Origin of the sequence: Pseudarthrobacter sulfonivorans (assembly GCF_024391045.1) — a bacterium.
GTDB classification, from domain to species: Bacteria; Actinomycetota; Actinomycetes; order Actinomycetales; family Micrococcaceae; genus Arthrobacter; species Arthrobacter sulfonivorans_B.
Genome location: NZ_JANFCZ010000026.1, coordinates 1 through 21,657, shown reverse-complemented (window position 1 = coordinate 21,657; position 21,657 = coordinate 1). Strand labels below are relative to the sequence as shown.

General features: G+C 60.2%; 14 protein-coding genes. 4 read left to right on the top strand and 10 right to left on the bottom strand.

All coding sequences use genetic code 11. The features are described from left to right. Nucleotides 1-100: 100 nt before the first annotated feature. Genes NQJ30_RS15590 through NQJ30_RS15575 form a run of 4 tightly spaced genes read right to left on the bottom strand, consistent with a single transcriptional unit; the run spans nt 101 to nt 3,627 of the window. Nucleotides 101-1,102 (bottom strand): sigma factor-like helix-turn-helix DNA-binding protein, encoded by a 1,002-nt coding sequence (locus NQJ30_RS15590; protein ID WP_255770919.1) that lies wholly within the window; start codon nt 1,100-1,102, stop codon nt 101-103. A gap of 2 nt (nt 1,103-1,104) precedes the next feature. Then, nucleotides 1,105-2,217: an ADP-ribosylglycohydrolase family protein gene (locus tag NQJ30_RS15585; RefSeq protein WP_255770918.1), complete on the bottom strand. Its 1,113-nt coding sequence runs from the start codon at nt 2,215-2,217 to the stop codon at nt 1,105-1,107. Beyond that, nucleotides 2,177-2,665, bottom strand: coding sequence for an ADP-ribosylglycohydrolase family protein (locus NQJ30_RS15580; RefSeq protein ID WP_255770917.1), 489 nt, complete (start codon nt 2,663-2,665; stop codon nt 2,177-2,179). The genes NQJ30_RS15585 and NQJ30_RS15580 overlap by 41 nt, the downstream gene beginning before the upstream one ends. Further along, a complete protein-coding gene (locus tag NQJ30_RS15575; protein ID WP_255770916.1) occupies nt 2,662-3,627 on the bottom strand; it encodes an ARPP-1 family domain-containing protein in 966 nt (321 codons plus the stop codon). Before NQJ30_RS15575 ends, NQJ30_RS15580 begins: the two co-directional genes overlap by 4 nt. A 95-nt stretch (nt 3,628-3,722) precedes the next feature. Between NQJ30_RS15575 and NQJ30_RS15570 the strand changes: the two genes are divergently transcribed. After that, nucleotides 3,723-4,400 (top strand): NUDIX hydrolase, encoded by a 678-nt coding sequence (locus NQJ30_RS15570; protein WP_255770915.1) that lies wholly within the window; start codon nt 3,723-3,725, stop codon nt 4,398-4,400. A gap of 360 nt (nt 4,401-4,760) precedes the next feature. Then, the gene (locus NQJ30_RS15565) at nt 4,761-5,453 is read left to right on the top strand and encodes an inositol monophosphatase family protein (RefSeq protein WP_255770914.1); all 693 of its coding nucleotides are present in this window, start codon (nt 4,761-4,763) and stop codon (nt 5,451-5,453) included. A 138-nt stretch (nt 5,454-5,591) separates the two neighbouring features. Here NQJ30_RS15565 and NQJ30_RS15560 read toward each other — a convergent pair whose 3' ends face one another. From NQJ30_RS15560 to NQJ30_RS15535, 6 genes are all read right to left on the bottom strand, one after another. Continuing rightward, the gene (locus NQJ30_RS15560) at nt 5,592-7,553 is read right to left on the bottom strand and encodes a GmrSD restriction endonuclease domain-containing protein (protein ID WP_255770913.1); all 1,962 of its coding nucleotides are present in this window, start codon (nt 7,551-7,553) and stop codon (nt 5,592-5,594) included. Between the two features lie 187 nt (nt 7,554-7,740). Then, complete coding sequence (locus NQJ30_RS19080; RefSeq protein ID WP_255770912.1) at nt 7,741-10,749, bottom strand: Z1 domain-containing protein; 3,009 nt, start codon at nt 10,747-10,749, stop codon at nt 7,741-7,743. Nucleotides 10,750-10,768: 19 nt separating this feature from the next. Further along, on the bottom strand, nt 10,769-11,749 hold the full coding sequence (locus NQJ30_RS15550) for a PD-(D/E)XK motif protein (RefSeq protein ID WP_255770911.1): 981 nt from the start codon (nt 11,747-11,749) through the stop codon (nt 10,769-10,771). After that, a complete protein-coding gene (locus NQJ30_RS15545; RefSeq protein WP_255770909.1) occupies nt 11,739-13,286 on the bottom strand; it encodes an ATP-binding protein in 1,548 nt (515 codons plus the stop codon). The genes NQJ30_RS15550 and NQJ30_RS15545 overlap by 11 nt, the downstream gene beginning before the upstream one ends. Then, entirely contained in the window at nt 13,283-16,651 is a 3,369-nt protein-coding gene (locus NQJ30_RS15540; RefSeq protein WP_255770908.1) for a DUF499 domain-containing protein, read from the bottom strand. Before NQJ30_RS15540 ends, NQJ30_RS15545 begins: the two co-directional genes overlap by 4 nt. Nucleotides 16,652-16,676: 25 nt before the next feature. Then, entirely contained in the window at nt 16,677-19,478 is a 2,802-nt protein-coding gene (locus NQJ30_RS15535) for a DUF1156 domain-containing protein (RefSeq protein ID WP_255770906.1), read from the bottom strand. A 196-nt stretch (nt 19,479-19,674) separates the two neighbouring features. Between NQJ30_RS15535 and NQJ30_RS15530 the strand changes: the two genes are divergently transcribed. Both NQJ30_RS15530 and NQJ30_RS15525 read left to right on the top strand, forming a co-directional pair. Then, a complete protein-coding gene (locus NQJ30_RS15530; protein ID WP_255770905.1) occupies nt 19,675-20,820 on the top strand; it encodes a DNA cytosine methyltransferase in 1,146 nt (381 codons plus the stop codon). Then, the coding region (locus NQJ30_RS15525; protein WP_441339099.1) for a hypothetical protein at nt 20,820-21,657 on the top strand (838 nt) is incomplete at its 3' end. The genes NQJ30_RS15530 and NQJ30_RS15525, both read left to right, overlap by 1 nt.

Below are 21,657 nucleotides of genomic sequence, written 5' to 3'. Positions count from 1 at the left end.
TAGGCCTCGACCAATCTGCGCCGCGGGGCAACTTCTTGAGGCACCCTGATGTCAACCGGCGCGACAAGTTGTCCCCCCATACCGTCCCCCAACTCCGCACCTACTCCTGCACGGAGCGGACGGCATCCGCCCACGTGCCGTAGATGTTGCGCACTGACGCCCCCGATGGCCGTTCGCGACCAGCAGTGATCTCCTGCTTGACCCAAATGTCGTACCCGGAATAGGTGGCCTTCGTTTCTGCCGCCGACATATGGAAGCAGTAGTCGCGCACAGCGTCGTCGTAGTCTTCACGGGTGAACTTCAGCAAGCCTTTGGGGCGGCCTTGTGTGGTGGTCCCGATCCCCATTGCTTCGAGGGCCTCGTTCCAGCCACCAAAGCGCTTCATCACGGTTTGCCGGGTGGGCGGCCACGGGAAAGCTCCCTGCCGGGACACCAGACCAAGCGCCACTACAAGCTCGTCACGGAGCTCCTGGTAGCGCGCGCCGGTGATACTCGCCAATGGGTTTTCCGATACGAGTTTCTGGGCGGCACCAATAACTCCCAGGATGGTAGCCACGTCATCGGGCGACGCTTCGGCGGATTCCAGGGCTGCCCGCAGCTCGCTCATGAGGAACAGGTCCAAGTTGACCGCTGCCCACTCACGGTCAGGCGAAACGTTTCGGTCCGAGCCCAGCAGGAACCAGATGCCAGCAGCGAGCGCCTCCCTGGAGAAGATGTCATCCATCTGTGCCTTGGAGAAGACGATAGTGGACGCCTTCAGTGACTCTTCAGCCAGATCGACGTCGATCGCCGGGTACAGAGCCTGCAGCTTGAGCACGGCGTCCGGACGGGTCACGCCGCGTTTTGCCATCTGGCGGGCAAGGTCCCCGTATTCTGTGAGGAACGCATCGTGGGCGGCCTTCACACCTGCTTCCCGCGCCGCGATCCGGTTCTTGCGGGATTCCTCAGCGTTCGTCCCACCCACTTTGGCGATGATCTGCCGGACCCGCTCACGGGTGATGCCGAAGCTCTGGCCGATGGCGTCCAGCGTCTCGCCGTCGGCGTAGCGCTCAACCATCGCAGCGTCGCGCTGCTCCCGGCTGAGTTCAGGAGTTGTTGTCATGGTCATATTCCTATCAGCAGCCTCGGACATTTGTGGGCACCTGCGCGCGTGGCACCGCCGGCCACGGGATCGGCGCTGGTTTCGGCATCCGCCAGCATGCCCATGAAAAGCGGATTCGGCCGTGCTCCGGGCAGCACGCGACGCACATCCTCCAGCGCCTCCAAGGGAGAAATCCCGGCCACGCGGGCACCATACAGCGCAGCGACAGTCGGTGTCCGGGATTCCGCCCGGACACAGTGGAGCAACACTGTCTTGCCTTCCGCCCGGTAACGTTCGACGGCGGCAGCCGCCTCCCGGAGGACAAATGCGGCGTGTGCGTTGTCGCCTTCAACAGCGGAGTCGACCACCCAGAATGAGGCGTGGTCTTCCGGAGCCACTCCCGGCACATCCAGCGTCCCCAGCCGGCAGAGGGACACCACCGCGTCAATCCCCAACTCCGTAACCCGCGCAAGGGAGCCGGCCCCGCCCAGCCACACGCCGTCGTCGTGCGGGTGCTGCACCAGTACGTCGGTGCGGCTCCACATGCTGTAGTCGTGGCGATCGGCCCGTGGCCAGGAAGCGGACCGGCGGCCCTCGCCACGGCCCAGCTCCATACCCAGGACCATCAGATCGCGGGCACGCAGCCCCGGCCAGCCGTGAAGGCGCTGTCGCCACTCGAACGGCACCGCGGTGTAGCCGTACGCGGCACCCAGCAGGCCGCCGGCGATCGCGGCCACGGTGTCGGTGTCCCGGCCGCCCCGTACAGCCTCCTCAAGAGCCGCCCGCAGGTGCGCCGGACCCGACGCCGACAGACCCGCATAGTGGATCGCACTCCACGCGCCCTGGAAGGCCTCCACCACCCAGCCGTTGTTCGTGAAGTCCCTCGGCCGGGACCGCTCGGCCGTCTCGATGCGCGCCAGCCACACCGAAGCACGCTCCTCCGGTAGTAGAGGCAGCCCCACGCGGACATCGAGCCCACCGGTCAGCACCGCGTTCCGGATGGCAACGCACCACGGCCCGCACGCTTCCTGCGCATCAGGATCGGCGTGGGTCAGCGCGCTCATCACCCCGGCGGCAGCCATCAGTTCTGCCGGCTCACGGTCCAGGTAGGCCAGGGCAAGCGGGGCCGTGCGCATCAACGAACCATTGCCGGCGCTGCGGCCGGTGCGGGCGTGGAAGTCGGCGGCCGCGGGCAGCGAAGTCGGCCGCGTGCACCTTGCTCCGCCCAGCAACCGCAGCGAAACGGCGGGCAGCGGCGATGACGGAGCTGGTCTGCGCCCCGACGTCCTTCGCCTCCGCAGCCCAGGAGGTCCAGGCCCGGACCACCATGGTCAGCGCCGCGGGGGAGGAGGACCCGGCAGCGGAGGAGGACTCCAGCAGCGCCTGGGCGATGGGGATGGCCATGGACGTGTCATCGGTCCACTCGGCCGGCGCGAACCCGAACGGGCCGCCGCCCTTCATGGTGACTTCGGCGCCGTCCGGCAGCGGCGCGCCGAACTCGTAGCCGGCACCAAGGGCGTCACCCGTGGCCAGGGCGACGAGGACGCCGGCCGCGCGGTCATTCTGCAGGGGGTTCAGTTTCATGCCATCTCCATCAGAGGGTGTTGGGTGTTCCAGCCGGTCAGGTGGGCCAGCTGCGGGCGGCGCTGGGGGAGCGCGACGGCGATGCCGGCAGCGGTGAGCGCTCCGGCGGCGCGGGAGACGTTGCGGCTCCGGAGGGAACCGTGGTTGCCGACCTCCACGGCCGCCGGGCCGACGTCGAACGTCCCGAAGTCCATCGCCTGGACGTGGGCGGCGAAGTCGCGGGCGCGCTGGCCGGAGATCGGCCCGGATGCTAGCGCGTGGGGCAGTAGGAGTTCCAGATCGAGCAGTGCCGCATCGATCAGCTGGCGGTAGTGGCGGAGGAACATCGTGCTGGTGCCGAAGACCTCCAGGAGCAGCGGCTGCTGGCCGAGGCCGATCACCACGCCGCGCTGGCCTTCCAGCGGCTTCGGGGCGTCGTCGGCATCGAAGCGGTTCCGCTCTTCCTTGTCGTCCTTGAACTGGTCCATGTGCTGGAGGAGGGAGCTGGTGGCAGAGACGCCCCGGGCGTTGTCGAAGCGGCTGACCCGCTCCCAGATCCGCCCCTGCCGGTTGCTGCCGCGCTCGCCGCCATAGCCGTTGGCCAGTTCGGACCAGACGTTCAGCGGAGCGCGCCGGGCCTGCCGGCGGTGGCTGGTTTCGCTGGCTTCCCAGCGGCCGGCCTCGACGCAGAAGGTGTCGATGTCGCGGGTTTCGCCGGGACCGAGGACGACGTCGCGGGCGCACGTCCGGTGCTGCTGCCCGCCTTCGAGCAGCTCGCCTTCCAGCAGCAGTGCGGGGTGCGGGCCGTTGTTGGTGACGGTGAGGCGGGCCACCTGGGCGCCGCTGGCGAGTTCGGTGACGGCAACGTCTGCGTGGGTGCCGGTGCTGATGCCGAGGCTGCCGGAGCCTGAAGTCCAGACGGGGAAGATACTGAGCGGGCCGAGGCTGCTGCCGGCGCCGACGTGGAGCTGCGGGACTTTCATGGTGACCTCCGGTTAATTTAATGCATTTCTGCGCTAATTGATCCAAGTATGCACGGGTTGCTTCTTTAGCGCAAGACTGCGATAAATGAGGTGTGATGGTTTCCAAGAACAGTCCTGGCTCGTCCCTGCTCGACTACCCGCGGCCGTCGGTGGCGGTGGATACGGCGGTGCTGACCGTTGCGGGCGGGAGCGTGTGCGTGCTGCTGGTGCGCCGCGCGGAGGACCATCAGCACGGAAAGTGGGCTCTCCCGGGCACGTTCCTGCGCGAGCGGGAGACGCTGGCGGATGCGGTGCTGCGCTGCCTGCGCGAGAAGGCGGGGATCTCGGGTCGGGTTCCGCGGCAGCTGCAGGTGTTTGACGAGCCGGAGCGGGATGACCGCGGCTGGGTGTTGTCAGTGGCGCACGTAGACGTGGTGCCGTTGGCGGCGTTGGAGGAGGCGCTAAAGTCCGACGGCGTCCGGCTGGCTTCCGTGTCCGGGGAGCCGGAGCTGGTCGGCGGGCTGCCCTACGGGCATGCGGACATCGTGGCGAAGGCGGTGGAGTGGCTCCGGGCCGCCTACGCGGAAGAGCCGGATCCGGGGGCGCTGCTGGCCGAGCCTTTCACGCTGAAGGATCTACGGGGGCTGCATGAGGCGGTGGCTGGTGCCCCGCTGATGCGGGATACATTCCGGCGGTTCATGGAGCCGAAGCTGCAGGGGACGGGGCAGATGTCGGACAGGACGCGGGGGAGGCCGTCGCGGTTGTGGGTTCGCGGTGGGGAGCTGAAGGTCTAGTAAAGGAGGATTGAGAGGATTAAGGAACGGTTGCTTCGTGGTGGCCAGCACAGAGCCGCGCGGGAAATTTCGGCGCCTGCGCAATCAATCTCGCTTGACCGCCTGTGGAGGGTATTGGGTTGATGGCAATTAACGAGAATGGGGGCTCCGGCGAGGAGCTAACCTTCTTCTTATACCCTTCACACGAACTTGGAGTCATGAATGCCGCACAATCGCGACCTAAAAGACCCCGTAGTCCGGTACCAGCTCATGCTGCGGGCAGCCGATCATGCTGCGAACTCTGCCCACCAGTTTCGCGGCTGGTCCTCGTCCGAGAATCTCAGTAGCAGCCCACCGGTCACCGCAGCGAAGGTTGACAGCATGGTCGACGCCGTGAAAAACCATGCCGAGAGCATGCTGCAGTCTATGCACTGGGCGCCGGTCTATCTCTCCAGCGAGCCCGGGCATTGGATGGAAGACGAGACGGCCTGGGTGCTAAATCTGCTGGACGGACGCGAGAACCTGATAACCGGGATCGAACACGGTGCCGTGACCTACGCTCTAGTCGCTCGCGGCCGTCCGATCGTCGGCGCTGTCGCCCCGGTGTTCTCAAACGGCTGGTACATGGCAGCCGTGGAGTTGGGTTCATGGTCCCAAAAAGACCGGCAGGAACCGCAAAGGGTGGAAGTCTCTTCAGCAGGCACCCTCGCGGAGTCTACGCTGACCTTCGGACTGCCGCCCAGCGATAAGTCGGCGGCCGCCTTTAGACCAGCCGCCCGAATGCGCACTAAAGCCCGAGGCGTGAGGCTGCGCGGATGCTCATCGTTGGACTTGGTCGACGTTGCCCGCGGCGCTACGCACGGACACTTCGAAGCTAGCGTTCGCCCGGCAGACGCGGCGGCCGGCATGCTGATTCTTGATGAGGCGGGCGGCATCAGCACTGACTGGCGAGGCCAAATCATCCATGCGCGGGACAGTGCTGGCACCGTCAACCTGGCGGCCAGCAACGGACGCATCCAGCGTGAGATCGTCCAAATCCTGGCAACAACCAAGGCTGGGTCCGTCGGCGCCTAAATCAGCATTCCGGCACCTTGCGGCCAAAGCAAGGTCACCGCCCGGCGGAACACTTAGGGGCACTAAGAACGAGAACCAGTGGACTCGCTTTTTCTAAAAGTCTCGATTCGTCAAAATGACGGGGTGTTCCTACATCAGTCAGCTGGCGGGCACACTCTCTAGCCAAGCTGACGCATCCTCGGAGTCGATGTCGTCGGGCTGATCTCCGAAATCTTCTGGGCCGTCCTGCGGTGTAGCCAATGCGATATCCCGCTGCGCCGGTTTGCCCATTGCCTTCTCGATGAGCCGAATGAGTTCTTCCCGGCGAGCCTCAAAGAATGAATTGAAGTCTGCTGCCCGCAGGTGATTCGGATCAATTTTGTGGGTCGAAATAATCCGGTCCACCTCATGTGGTGGGAAACCCGCAGTTTCCAGGCGTTTGATGTAAACGGCTGGACTGTCTCCACTTAACAAAATGTTGGTTTTTTTGCCCAGCGGTGTCTTGTTGACTATCGACTCCCTCATAACCGGGTCGATGCCGGACTTATCGCACCAAGCGCGGGGGAAAATGTGATGAATGTCCACTTGGAGTTGTTCATACGTGGCATGTTCCATACGGATGTCTTGGCGCCAGTCGATACACCCTTGGGACATCAAGAGCGCATAGACGCCACGGTAAGCCGCGGAGCTACGAGTTTTCATCGAGAGGAGTCGTGACTCGAAAAATCCTGCTCTCGCTATAGTTTCTGGCATGGATACGGTTTCGGCTCGATCGGCCGTCGCCGTTGCCCATGGAGGCACCTGTTCCACATCACGAGCGAGCCTTGTCTCGCTCGTGCTGCCGTAGAGTTCGCCGAGAACGCCACACCAATACCACTGCGAGATCTTCTCAGTTACCCCATGGTTATCGATGGTCTCACCGATGAGAACTTTGAAGGCAATCAGGCCAACTACTTGGCTTCTGTATGGAAGGTATTGCGCAGAATGGATGTGCTCCCTCGTAAGGAAATGAGCGGCCCATTCCAGCGCCTGGCGAAGTTTGGGTGCCCATTTCACGTAGTCCTTGAGCTGTAGTCTGAGCATTTCCTCGCGCTTGGCGCTCACAGCGGCTGGCTTCGGCTTGCTGGCGACCACGTCAGCTTTTCTGGCATCCAGCGTCGTTAGGAGAGCTACGGCCTGCAGGAAATCGGTTCGCTGGAAATCATGAAGGACCTTGTGGCGGTTTAGGACATCTTCGGTAACAGCCCAATCGTCGGCGAGCCTGAAATCGGATCCATGTTCGTCGAAGTACTCCCGGTCTCCGGCGAATGTTGCCGTCAGGAGTTCGAACACATTCAGCGGGAGACCACCGGTGTTGACCTTCTCGAAGACGGTGGCGACGGCCTCCTTGGTCGTCGTGGAGGCAAGTTCGATGGCCGGAATCTCATAAGCCTGCATGGGCCCAGCCACCTGTGACTGGAAAGACGCCAATAGCAGAGTTCGCCGTGGCAAGTCGTCTGGGCCACCGGCGTGCAGGTAGGCCAGCATCCAGGTCACCCACGAGTTGTCGAATATCGCGGAGATGGGCATGAGACCGTGGTGCCACTGGAGTTCATCTGTCGAGATATCGAGAACGACAGTCCGCCCGAAATTCTCTGTGACCATTCCGCTTTCTGGGACTGATCGAATGGCCTCTGACTGCTCGGACGAGTCGCCTACTGCGGCCTCCACATCCACGAAGTAGCGTCGCCGCAGTTTTTTCTTTCGATCATCCTCCGTGTCCACTACGCCGTCGCCGGTCAGGGCCTGATATAGCGAAGTTAGCCGCTGCTGGCCGTCTAGGAGTAGAAACGCTGGCTCCTCAGATGCGCTCGCTGCACCTGTGATGGGCTTGGGCTTGAATCTCACGTGTTGGCCGCCGGTCTTCAGCAGCATGATTACGCCCATGGGGTGACCTCGGAGGATTGTTACCAAAAGTGAGCGAATGCGCTCGTCATCCCATTTGTATGAGCGTTGGAAATCCGGCAACTGAATGTGACCGGTAGATGCCCATTTCCGGAGCTCCGCTATGGAGTATTGCGGCGTCTGAAAGCTCGTGATGTTCAACTTCCTCAAGGTGCCAAGGGTGAAGCAAATATTCACGATGGTATCCGGAGCCCACGAGATCTTGCGCAGCTCGGCCTCGCGTCACCTAATTGACTGGCCAAAGTATATTGATGAGGATCTTCGCCGCGGCTGATGTGCGCATCACACGAAGACGTTCAATATGTGGTCCTGAATTTGCAGCTGTGTGTGGCGGCGGCACACCGGCCGCCACACACCTGGATCTTTAGCTAGCGGCGAGCCTGGCCTCGTGGTCGCTGAGGTAGTAGCCCTCGTCCCCTGCGGACAGAATCGCTGCGTTGGCCTTCTTCTGGCTGCGCACTGTGAATCCGATCTTGCCCTTCGGAGCCGAGGCGTACGGCGCCGCGTAGGAGATCATCACCGCGATAAGAGCGGGATCAACCTCGCCGGAAAGCGTTGAGGGGCTACTTACTGAGTGTTTGCCTCGAGGGTCGTGTGCAGCGGTCAGCAGGATTGCCCCGCGTGTTGGAGCACGGAGTGATTCCACCAGCTCCGTCACACCGTCTTTTTGCCGTGGGTCGGCGATGGCCTCTACGGCAACGCGTTGCCTCCGGGAACTGCCGGAGAATGCCCATTGCCGCTCCTCTCGGCGCTTCCGTTTGAGTACATTGAGCTGTACCCCATCGACAGTTACTTCTACTCCTTCGCTTAGCTCGGGAGCGATAACAATCCAATCCTTAATGCGTCCGTCGGCGCAGGCCTTCTTGAGAAACTGAAGCTGGGGTTCGAGATCGAAGGTTTCGCTGAAGGTCGTGTTCTGAAGGACATCAATGAAGTCGTCGGCGGACACGATTCCGTACTTAGCCGCATAATTTGATCCCGAATCCGTCACGAAGACGTCTTCGTGTACGGCAGACTCAAGCAGGGGTTTGACGGCTTGGAAGTTGCCCCTGTTGACGCTGTCCTGCTGCGCGGGCAGGGCGTTCAGGTCCTTCAGACGCCCGCCGTCCCCTCGCTCGGTTACAACTGCGTTGTATCGCTTGTTTGCGGCCGTTGGGGCAAGCCATTGGAGGTGCTGAGTAACGAGTGGCGGCACGTCTCTTGGGCGAACCTGGGGCTTCCCTTCGTCGTCCAATTCGGCATAGCGCGCAAGCTCCTCGCGGAAGAGCTCCTCGTCGATGACTATGGATTCGAAGGCTTCGTAAAGGTCAAAATATTTCTGGCCACTAAGCTCAGCTCGCCCAATATACAGTCGGACCAAGTCCTTGTATCCGCTGCGAAACCCGAACCATCGTCCCATCTGCATCAGAGTATCTGCAGCTAGCGTCTTTCGTCTGTAGTAGGAAACTGTGAGGCCCTCAACTGTGAATCCACGGCTCAACTTTGTCCCGCCCACGAGAATGCGCCAAACCGAACCTTTATCAAAATTAAGGGCTTCTTGATGCGCTTGCAGATCCTTATCTCCGTTAACAACGAGCACAGGGTTCTGGCTGGAGTTGATCTTGTCGAGTGCCTTCCCAATGAAAGGTCGAAGTTCGTCGAACGACGCAGGAATCAGGGCCTTGTCTTCGGCTCGAGCTTCGCTAACCGGAAGGTAGTCCGTAGCCCACAATTCCTCTAGTCGGGGGAGGCCCGACGATGAGTAGCCACCCTGGGCCCACAGCTCACGGAGGACGTCCGCAGTATCCCGGTGTTCAATCATTTTTACCGATTCGTGGACCAGCATCGTGTGGTGTCGGAATGTGTGTTCCGATTTTTCCGCGCGATATAGCTTGACGGCACCGGAGAGTAGGTAGGCGTCGAGGGCGCTTCGCAGCGACTCTTCCACCGAATCGGGCTCGTCTCCTTGAACGGATCGGACGAAAGCGGCCTCATTGGAGTTTCCGACGGATTTTGAGCCATTCTCGAACTCAACGCCGAGATCATGAAAGTCCTTTGCTCCCATATATCCCGCGGGTCGCTTCAAAGCAATGATGAAGTCGTTCGGGAATATGTCCGCCGCGTCATCTGGGTCGACGAATACGTTAGCGAAGGGTGTGGCGGTATAGCCAACGTACTGGGCGCGCTTGAGTGCGCCCAGCAAGTTTGTAATCTCGAGGTTTACGGCCGTGCGTTCCTTTTTCTCTGCAGCCGTAGGACGTTTTGTGCTGATGGATGCCTGGTCCGATTCGTCATCAATGATGAGTGTCGGGATCTCGGCGAGGCTGATTTTCAACGACTTGAGATCCGAAACGAGCTTTTTAAGGACGGTCGTATTCTTCTTTACTACGACGATTTTGGCGTCTGCCTTGTAGAGGTTGTCCGGGTGGTAAAGCGGCTTCGTCTTATCGCGAAGACCGGTGCGGAACTCAAGGGCGTTCAGTCCCTTCTTGAGGCGCTTATAGTCGTCTGCATATCCGGACAGGCGGACAATGTCAACGAAGCCTGCATCGGAAGGCTGAACGCCGTGCGACAGGAAATTATCCCAGTCCGTATCGTCCAGATAATCGATTTCCTTGCGGTGATCTGGATCATCGACGTCCATACCCCCGATGATGTTTTCCTTGCCCACGAGCTCCATGTCGAGGCGCCGCTGCGTCTGGGTCCGCAGCATATTCAGCGTTCCTGCGAGCACGATGATTAGTCGGTAGCCAGCATCGATGGACTTGGCAATGGTTCCGGCAAACTGAGCAGTCTTCCCGCTTTGCACGTAGCCCACGACCAATCCTTTTGATTGGTAGGGAGTTTCATTCGTGGGGTCACTGAGCCGGCTGACTACTTCACGCGTGCTGACGTCCAGATCTGCTATCGCCTCCGCTGGCCACCCCTTGCCGGAGAGGACACCGCGGTAGGCCGGCCAGTAGAAAGAATGCTGCTTCGCGCGCTCCTCTGTGTACCAAGGGTCAGCCTCAGTTGCAATAACAATGTCCCCTTCGTCCGAACGCACTGGCCACTGCCCGTTCACCACCTCTTTGGCCTCAGCGCTGAAGCCGAGGAGGGTGAGGACTCGATCGCGACGTCCAACCGTTGCTGGCTCCGAAGCTTCGAACCACTCGCCTTGGGAAGTGGCGTCCCACCGAGCCAACGCGAGTTGGAACTCCATTCGGATGGGGTCGTTGACATTATCCGCAGTGATGGATGCGATCAACTCTTCCTCGGTCATAGTTGGAAGGTCTTCAACCTTGAGCTCGTTGTTAACACGAACCAACAGTGATTTCGGCCGGTCAGCTCCCATAACCTTCAGCTGAGAGATGATGGCCTCGCGAATAGCGGATGATGACAACGTTTCCCCCACAGGACCCGTCCCTTCGTGTTTAGACCAGTTGGTCGATGGAAATTGCTTGATTGAGAGGAGTGGGTGCAGCGGCCGGCTCACGGCTGCTGACATCAACACGATAGGAAACGTCACTGACAGTTTCGAAGTGCGGCACAACTGACTTCAGTGCTGCGGTAGTAATTGCGGGGAAGTCGTCGGTAACAAGGTAAGTCTGGATGGGGCTTCGCAGCATAAACCGCTGGGAATAGAGGTCTGCGTCCTCGCGGCGCCAACCCAGACCCTTTAGGTAACCCCAAAAACGCTCTGTTTCTGTATCCAAAGACCGCGCGACGGCGGTTACCAGTTCGTTCAACGACTCACCGGAGTCCAGCCCCGCCCTCGTGATCTGAACGGAAATTAGCCACAGGTCTCGCCCTGGGTTCTTTTCGAGCTGGGAAGCCGATCCGATCACGTGGATCCGCTTCTCGCTGGTGGTCGTCTTACATTCGGCGTCGAAGGCGCTGAATACGAAGTCGTGCTGTTCGCTCGCAGGTCCCAGCCATGCGTCGACAGCACTTGCTTCGCCAACCAGGGAGATGAGCTGGCGCATGAGTAGCAGCTCGCCGTACAATCCGTGCTGCTGTTCTGCGCTCAAACCGCTCTTGCCGCGTAGTAGAGCCTTGTAGTTTCCAAGTGCTTCCGTTGTTGCACGCGCAAAGCTGGAACCGGCGAACAGCTCATCGATTATCGCCGTCAGAATGTTGTAAGCCTCAAAGTGGGCGTCCGTAGCATCCACCCGGACCTCGAATTCGCTAGCGGGTCCATCGCCCAGGACAGCAAAGGAGATCCTGCTGAATTTGCTGATGTCGGGTTCAGGTCCCTCTGCCGGAGCAGTAAGGGCTATCTCTTCATGGATTGGGTCGATGGTGATTTCGCATCGTGGCGAGTCGATGACACGATGCCTGGAAATTTCGCGTTCCGCAAACAGGCGTTCCAGCGAATCAGGGTCAAAAAATCGGTGCTGGAGGTTACTCATCATGACTTTCATCGTGGACGGCAGAGGATCGACTAACATCGTCTCTCAGTGCGTGCTCGAGCGCTAGTGAAATTCGGAAATGATCTTGTTGTCTATTTTTCTGGAGATGAGATTTAAGAAACTCTTCCTCCAGCAGTAAAAATAGTAGCGTCTTGACCAGCTGAGCATCATTGATCGCACCTTTCATGCCACCATTAATGACTTCCCGATAATTCTGATTCAGATAAATTGTCCGATTTTCTAGATCAATCTCATAGAGACCCATGCTGAGGGCTTTCCAGCCTATTTGGATGGGGTCCGAGTTAGCCCGCAGCATCTTTTCATTGGATGCAATCATCGTCCGACTGGCATCAGAAAAGCCACGGCCCATGGGTGCGAAGCGCCGATGTTCTCTTGTACGTCGGTTGGACTCTTTGAATGCGGCTCTGGCTGTGTCCAAGTACTGTCGAAAGGTGACTCCCGAACTGCTGACCGCTCTGTCGATCGCAGTCGTAAGTGCTGGCGTGAATTGCACCCCGGTCTTTTCTGGATTGATCTTGACGTGCTCGTCGATGCCGGTGCCCACATCGAAAATCACCCGCGCCAACTGCAGCGCCTTTTCGTTGGGGAGGAGCTTCGGCCATCCCCCGAGATGCTGGAGCCGGTCGCGGCGGTACACGAATATGCCCTGGTGGTGTTCCCTGTCCTTGCCCAACAGACGCGCGGAGGGGGATGACCCACCAGCTGGCAGAATGTGGCACTCGAGTGTGAACTCTTGATCGCCTACATGCCCTACCAGCTTCATCGGGTAGTCGTCGTGGGCGCTTTGCCTGTAGTCGAACGGGTCCGTTGGTTCCAGCCTGGAACTCAAGCCCGGTGCGGACTTGTCGGCGTCGAAAACGTCAACGTAGATGTCCACAGCACCTGTCTCCAGAAGACGGTGGAAGATGACGGACAGCTCGAGTTTGAGAGCCACCAGAGCATTTTCAAACCAACGGGTTTGATCGGCGAGGTTATCTGCCGCGGACATGCCATGCACGTCTGACCACTGCACTACTGTGCCGGTCGTAAGGTCGAAGCCGTAGTCAGATGCGTAGAGATGCGCCAGCGCGGAGGACTTACTGAGAATGTCGCACTGCGCACCATTCATCATTGAGTCCTTCGTCATCCGCATGCCGGTCGGATCGTTGTTCGCAGCCCTGGTCCACACGCTGAGCACATTGGCCTGGCTAAGCGAACTTGCTTTGAGACCCATGCCGAAATGACCGAGCTCGTCCGGTCGGTAGTCTCGTCGCCGGCCTACCGTCATCCCATCGCGGAGCCCCTGCGGGGTCATACCTTTCCCGTTGTCGACGATTTGCACGCCGACAATGCTCCCGTGACTCTGCAGGAAACGAACTAAAACTGCATTCGCCTCAGCACTAATGCTGTTGTCGATCAAGTCGGCGATAGCCGAGCTCAGAGTGTGGTGCTTTCCGAGGCCCTCCATTGCTTTCGAATCGATGGGCAGCGTGACACGCTCTACGGCCTCTTCGCCACCGAAGAGATCCACACTTGTCACGACTCGTCCTCGAACTTTGCTGACTCGAACTTGAGCTGCGCAGCATTCTCGCGGACCACACGTACGGTGTCGGCATCGAATCCGGCCGCGCGGTTGGCGATGACCTCGACGGACACTTCGATGTCGGCGTCGGGAACGGTCGCAAGATGACTTAGCACCTCGTCGTAGACCTTCTGAAGATCCGCTCTGAGCGCCTCGGCGCGAGCGTAGAACGTACCGGTGAACCTAACATTCTTGGCGCGCTCACGCTTTGGAGGTTGCAGCTGCTCCCATGGCAGTTCCGTGGTCACGCCTTCCTTGCCGCCGAAGGCATCGGAGGTGCTGTCACCCGGCTTATCGACGGCTTGAGCCTTCGCCGCCTCTCGCTCCCGCTGCTTCTCAGCCAGCCTTGGATCTACCAACAGTGTCGAGTCGGTGATTGTCCCAAACGAGTCGTTACTCATCGGAAGTGCCAGCCCGAGGAAGTCCCCTGAAGCTTCGTTGTAGCCCTCGGCCAGGGCGAAGCCCTCAGTGCTCCAAGTGGGCAGATCCAGCACGGCACGCACACCCGTGTCGAGGACTGAGCGGTCGCGGATACGCCGCAGGTAGGCGTACTGGGTGTAGTACCCCCACAACTCGCCTACAGTGATGCGTCCAGCGTTCCAGCGTGCCCTCAAACGTCCATCCAGGGCCTGCTTGATCGCAGCCGGCGCGTTGACCACGCGCAACGCATCATAGCGGACCAGAGCTGCGCCTGTCCGCTCTGTGAGCGATTCCGAGCCGCTGCCGATCTTCTGTTTAGACCATTGGACCGTGTGGCCCTCGTGGATCTCGGGCGCGAGGGCCCATAGGTACGTGCCGGACAGCCGAAGATCCACGGCCTTTCGGCTTTCCGCGAGCCGGGCTTTGACCTGAGTTTCTTGTTGGCGAGTCAGGCCGAGATCATCGATTTGGCCGCTAATGTCGCGCCACGCGATGAAGTCCCGGACCGCGGTATCAAGCGAGGCGTACTCGTTGTCGTCCGGGGCGAGGAACACAACCATGTTACGGTGCTGCCGATTCGCAGACCCGCGATGTTCATACACTTCTTGAGCGAACGCCAGCGCATCGCTCGTCTCGGCTTTGCTTCGGTGTCGGTGTTTAGGGTGAAGCAGGACAAGCCGAACGCCTTCCGCATCAGGTACGTCCGCGGACGACGACGGCGCCACTACTGTTCCGGCGAACGCGAAAGTCGTGCGCCCCTCGGCTTTGTTGAGGCGGTCCACAACCTCCTGCCAGACGTCTTCTTTGTGCAGGCGCTCGGCAATGTCCTTAGCCTTGCGACTCACTGAGGCCTGGACATCGAACCAATAGCGGCTGGACTCGGAATAAAAATAGGTGGCCTGCTCTGACATGAGCTGAAGCGCACTGCCAAAGTTTCCAACCACATCGCCGGGGATGGCGACTCCAAGGGCAACATGCTGACGTTCGATGCCCTTGTGCGCGCTGCGGAGCGTTGGGGCGGAGCCCAGGAAGATCGTTCGTGCCAAGCGTCGAGACAGAAGTCGCTGTTGGAACGCTGGCCTTGATGCATCTATCCGGGCCGGGGTAGCTGATGAGCCGTCGACGTCGGCGTCGATGATGGGCTTCCACTGGTCGTCGAGGTACTGCGTGATCTCCGTGAGGACACCGTCGGTGTCGAGCGGGACGCTGCCCGGCATGATCATAGGGCTTTGGTCGCCAGCCATCCATAGCTCGTGAACAACCGTGCTCATGAGCCGGAGTACGCCGCGGGTTCGCTGGAACCTCTCCAGCGTGGACCAGTCGCGGTAGAGGCGCTCGAAGAGCTCCGGGTGAATAGGGTAAGCCTCGGCGATGCGGCGCTCGTATTCGCGATCCATCGTTTCGATGGGGAACTCATCGCGATGATTCTTATAGAACTCGGCGAATTGTCGGGCCGTCGATGATATAGAGATGGCGGCGTCACCAGAGGGAGCTTCAAACAGCCGCCGGCGCACGATCTCGAACGACTCGCGGGACGTTGCCGGCCGCCACTGATCTGCCACCCGACGGACCACGTTCTGCAGACGCTCGAGTGCAGCTTTGCCGTTGGCGCCGCCGACTTCGAGGTCGGACGAGAAATCCTGCTCGCCTTCCGAGGTGTGGTCGGACGCTGGAATCGAGACCACCAGCATGACGCCCGGTACAGATTTTGCCGCTTCCGTGAGTGTCTGTGCGAAGGTGAACTGCGTGTCGAAGGTGCCAGCTGGCAAGCCATCCCGCGCGTAAAGCTGCCGGGCATACGCCACCCACTCGTCAATAAGAATGAGCGATGGTGAGTAGCGGCTCAGCAGCGTCCTCAGGCTTGCGCCCGGATTGGTGCCGGAGACGTCGGATTCCTTGACGATGTCGTAGCCGTCACGGCCACCAAGCTGCCAGGCCAGCTCCCCCCACAGGGTGTTGACCACTGTGCCGTCTGCCTTGGCGCTGTCCTTCCCCGGCGTTACGGCTATGTGATTTCCCACGAGGACAGCGCGCCTGCACGTGCCGAGCGCTTGGAGGTCGGTGCCGTTGAGGAGCTCTTGAATTTCCTGAGGGTAATCGCCGAGTTCGTGGCCTGACATGATATGCCAGAGAGCGAGCATCGAGTGGGTCTTCCCGCCGCCGAAGTTGGTCTGCAGGTTGATCACGGGGGGAGCGTTAAGATTTCCGCTAACCCGGCGAACGGCTTTTTCGAGGAGATCTTTAAGTCCTTCTGTCAGGTAGGTGCGGCGGAAGAACTGCACAGGATCGATGTATTCCTCGGATCCGACACCCTGCGCCACCATGTGGAGGTCAGCCGCGAATTCACTGGCATTGAAGGTTCCGCTGATGACATCTGGGTGCGGTTTGACGATGTCACGCCAGGCTTTGAGCGTGGATGAGCCAGTTTCCGTCAGGACACCCGAGGTTGTCGCCTTTTTGACGTCTTTTTGGAAGTTGCTGTTGCGGAGATCCTCCCGGGAAGCCCTGATCTGATCGGCGCCCACAGGGGATCCCACCACTCGCAAGAGTCGTTCGAGGGTGTCCAGCGCACGATAGGCGTCGTCGAAATTGACTGGCGTTCGGTGCGCCCAGTTGTGGCGGATGTCCCGGGCCTCTCCAGCTAAATTGCGCTCCGCAGGGGACAGCTTTCCGTCGAAGGGGAACCAGCCGGGAATTAGTTTTTCCGTGAGTGCTCGGAGTTGATCATTGGGATCAAGTCGGTTGTACTGTTTTGCCGCGCCGTTTTGTGCATCCTTGGCGGCGAGAATTATCGTCCAGTCCTTGCCCGGAGGCACTCTGGACGCGAGCGCCTCAGCGACGAAGGGCTCCAGGCCGTGCGCCAAAATATCGAGTGCCTTGCCGATTCGATCGAGATTGCTCATTGCCATGTTGCCCCCAGGCGCCTTTCTAGAACTCGTCATCGAGGGATTCGAAGTCGAATCCGCTCTGTACGTTGGTGGACGCGCCTGAGTCGGAGGCGCGAAGAATGTCTGGCCACGCAGTGGCCAGGTTGTTGAAGGTTTGCCCGATGGCAGACCAATTCTTTCGTTCAGCTATTGAGTACAGCAGATACGCGAGTTCCTTCACCGCATCCAAATCGATCCGCGAACCGGGTGCCTGTTTTAGACTGGCGACTAGCCGGCCAGCATCCTCGATGCCCTTGGCTTCAAGGACACGAGCCGTGTGAAGCGCCGCCTCCCAGACACTGAGACGTTGGTCGCGGCGGGGATCGTAGTCATCCGGGAGTTTGGCAGGGGCAAAAAGCTGCACCCTGCCCGCCCGGCTGGTGAGTATGCCACCACGCTCCATTCCGGGAACGGACGTGTTCAGTGCAGTTGCCTGGTTTTCGGCATCGCCAAAGAGTCCTTCATCGAACGCGTTCTGATGGAACCATTTGAGCGCCCAGCGCGTGTCTGAATCGAAGTCGCCCTCCAACTCATTGAGCACTTCCGCCAAGACCTGGTTGATGAGCTCGAGCGCTGTGCGGACCCGCATCGCCGTCCCGTCAGCTTCGGTGACCTTAGAGTAGCGAGTGAATACGGCCATTCCCGGTCCGATCGTCGACTGGGCGAGGTCCACAGGGGCAACTGTGGCCTCCTGCAACTGCCGCAGCTGTTTAGGGAGTTCCGAGCGGAGGACGGCAAGGAACCCGCCACGGTCAGTAGATGACGCTGATTCGCTCCGTGGGCGGCAAGCTAAGACGATCGACGACGCGAGGGCGTTGCTGCCCAGACCTATCAATCGACCGCCGCGCTCGCTGCGGACAGGCCATGTTGCGGTCACGATCCAGCCGGCACGGACGATACCTTCGAGAATCGTCGACCATCCAGTTGACGACTGGCCGTCTACGCTCGCCTCCGACTGACGGAAGGCGTAGTAAACAGTGATGGGGTAGTCGGGGTTAGCGCCCGCACGCATACCTTCAAAGACATGTTCGAAGCCCGACTCGAAGAAGGCCTCTGCGCCCGCTGTTCCTTTGTGACGGTAGGGATTTGCGACCAGCTCTTCGGCCTTAGGAACGAGAAGCGTTCCCATCAACCGCGGGTGTATCGACCTAAGAGTGCGGCGCTGCCATACGTAAAAGTAGTCCGAGAGGTCGGAGTAGCCGATATTGTCGTAGTAAGGGGGGTCAGTGCTGACGACGTATCCACTGTAATTCCGTGATGAGGCATCCGCTTGGATAGCAGCGCCTGGAGTGGGTTGGCCTGCGCTTGTCAGTGCCCGATGCACCCAATCAAGTTGGCCAAGGAAGTTTCCTGTCGAGGACGAAAAGATATTGACCTCGGCAAAGTCCCACACCATCGGGATTGCTTGGCGACCGAAAACGCTGCGAATCGTTTCACCGGCGCTGATCCAACTGCATAAGCTGGAGTTGTAGTCGACACATCGGCTGACGGCGAGTCCGAGGTAGGTGGCCACGGCGTCGGCATACGCCTCGGCTCCAATGCCGCCTGCTTCTAGGCGGGCGCCGTTCGGAATGCCCGCCGCCAGCCCGTCAGAGAGCACTCGCTCGCGCGCCTCGGCCACGAGGTCACTGAACGTCGTTAGGGCAACGAGCTGGCGATTTGTGAAGAGATCGGAGAATTTAGTCAAACCGTAAGATGGCGTCCACAGATTCCGAGGATCAAAGCCCAGATCCTGGTCCGGGACGTCGGCGGGCCGAGACACTGCCGCAGCTGCTTCGTGAGTTGAGTTGGGAGCCAGATACATGCGTTGCCTACTACCTTCGGCAACCACAGCTAATAGGGACGCGCCCAACCCACCAGCGAGCCCCTGCTCCTTAACGTAGCTCGTTGGAACGGCAGTGGCGCACGCAACGCACGTAGCTCCGTTCCGGCCGGACATTGTTCCATCAGCTGTGCCAGTCGGAGCTTCGGCTCGATCGGTGCCGATCGAATATGTGACCTTTCCTCCCTCGACCTTTGGGACGACGTAGGCTTCCTTGCCCTTTTTCTTGCCCAACCACCACGAGCGGACCAGAGGCATGGCAATGCCGCAAGCAGGATTGGGGCACTTGACCGTTCGCGCCCAGATCCAAGCGATGACGTTAGCGCTCTGTCCGGCACCAAGCTCGGCACGGGGATAAAGATGGCCGATCTTCAGCTGCGCGGCGTCGCGCATCCATTCGCCGTACGCGCGCACATCGGCGGCGAGGCCCTCGGCGCCGGTCCACGCCGTCGTCTGCCCTTCAGAGAGTCCAGGGAAGACAGGTGGCTGGTCGGCGAACTTTGGCGGTATCTCAATAAGTGCCTTGTTAATCAGCACGGCCACGGGGTTGAGGTCGGAGGCGTGGGCCTCAAGGCCGAGCCGTTGAGCCTCGAGCGGGATCGACCCACCGCCGGCGAAGGGATCCAGGATAGCTGGCGGACCGTCCGGTCCGGCCGATTTCACGATCTCCGCGTGAGCAGCTTTGAGTAGAGTTTTGTTATTGGAGTTTTCCCACACCACGAGCTGCTCGATGATGTTGTGGAGGCGTGCCCGCTCGGTGGCCTGTGCCTCTTCGGTAGGAAAGCGGTCCGGGTGTGATGAGGGGTCATCGACCAGCTGGGCGAAGAGCACGGCGCGGGCGGCGGCAAGGGGGCGTCGGGCCCACCACAGATGCAGGGTGGACGGGTGTCCGTGGCGGATGGACTTTTCGCGTGCTGACTCCCGGTTTATGACCTCGAGAGGCATCGAGACCTCAATGAGTTTGCGCTTCTCCGCGTGCATACGTGCTTAGTCCATTCATGTTGTGCTGCCGGACCCGCGGCATCCGGGTTCCACAGCCAAATGTATACTCCGCTTGCTAGCTAGACTGCATCGGGCACGCGGGGTGAACCGAAGGTCTGAGGATCAGGTGTGGCTAAGGCTGGCGCGCCAGCCGTTCTGACCAAAAGTGTCGTAGTGGCCGGCTAAGCTAGTGGTCATGCCACAACGTCTACGCCTCATCGACCTCTTCGCCGGCGCGGGCGGAATGACCCAGGGATTCAAGTCCACAGGACGGTACAAAACTGTCGTCGCCGTCGAGCTCGACAAGTATGCTGCGGCCACTTTTGCACAGAACCACAGAGCGGCAAAAGTCTATGCAGGGGGGATCGAGGAGTGGCTGGACGATGGTCTCGTGCCGCAGGCCGACGTGATCATCGGGGGACCGCCTTGCCAAGGATTCTCAGCACTTGGAAAGCAGGACGTGCTCGATGAGAGGAACTTCCTCTGGCGGAAATATGCCGAGACCATCATTAGGGCACAACCGAAATTTTTCGTCGTCGAAAACGTCCGGCAGTTTCTGACTTCGCCCCAGTTCTCGGAATTTGAATCATGGGCTTCACCTGGAGGGCCCTTGCAGGATTATGAGCTTCAGCCACTCTTGCTGAATGCCGCGGACTTTGGTGCCTATCAAGCCCGCACGCGGACCATCGTGATCGGGCGACGGAGAGGTCTTCCTGAGATCCAAGTGCCGAGCGAAGGACCGTTCAAAGGAAAGCACCGCAGCGTAGCGGACGCATTTGCGGGAATGCCGAACCAACGGGTCATACCGCGGATGACGTCGGTGAGGGATTTTCCGGACACGAAGACTGAAGTTGGCGGTGCGGCGATGCCCGGTCCGTTCACAACGCCCGAGCTGCACGTGACACGCAACTACACAGATAGGTCTCTGGAGCGCTTTAGGACGATCCCAGCTGGCGGCAATCGGTTCGATATCCCGGAGGGACTGTTGGCCGACTGCTGGCGTAAACACAAGAGTGGATCTGGCGATGTGATGGGTCGTTTGCACTGGAACAAGCCATCAGTAACGATTCGAACCGAATTTTTCAAACCTGAGAAGGGGCGGTACCTTCACCCGGATCCGAACGTTCACCGGGCGATCACACACTTTGAAGCCGCACGGCTCCAGGGCTTCCCTGACGACTACAAATGGATGGGCTCGAAGACGGCCATTGCCAGGCAGATCGGCAACGCTGTCCCGATTCAGCTCGCTTCCTTCCTAGGTCAGCTCATAGCTGAAGCGTGGGACTCCGCACTGGCAGGGGCCGCCACTGGGCCGTCGAGTATGAGCGAGGAGGCCGCCTGATGCTGAGCTACAGAACACTTTTCAACATCAACCCGGGGTCAGACGCCGACGTGGTTCAAGGTGTCCTTAACAAGACATTCGATTGGCTCCGAGAGAAGGGCCTGGACTCCGATTCGATCGAAGTTAACCAAGACGTCGCAGTCGCAGATCATGCAAGGGTGAAGTGGATTGCCCCCGACTCCGCAGACTTTGCTGACACTCATCGCCTCATCCTCACGGAACAATCGCCCATGGGGGAATGGGTCTCCACCATCACCATTCGGCAACCGGCCGATGGTCGTCCATGGTTCTGGATGGACGTTGAAGGACCAGAGTGGGCCGGGGCGCCCAGGCTGGTCCGGTCGTTGATCGAGGATTACGCCTGTTCGGATCGCGGCGTCAAGCTGACAAATCGGCCGGTGGTAGTTCGGGCACAGCAGGTGGATCAACTCATTCAACTCCTCGGCCGAAACGGCCGGAGGACTCTCTCGTTCATTGCTGGGAGTAGCGCCGGACTGCCGATGAAAGACTGGACGGAATTCGTCGGCAATATCCTCAAGCAGACAACTGGTCAGGCATCTGCCTACGTGCTCGATCCGGTTGCAACGACGATGTTCAACCAGCGAGTTGGGATGGAGTTCGGTGTGAGGCCGGGCATGCTACGGACGTACCTTCCCGATTTGGATGTCAGTGATCCGCAGGATGCAGCCCGACACCGATTCCTGACGACAGAGTCAATCGCCTCGCAGCACGTGGGACGTCTCCGCAAGACCCTGAGTTACAAGGCGCGCGAAGTAGCGCAGACATCACTGCTGGATGACAGTATCAGGCTGCTGGATCGACGGATTGATGACCTGG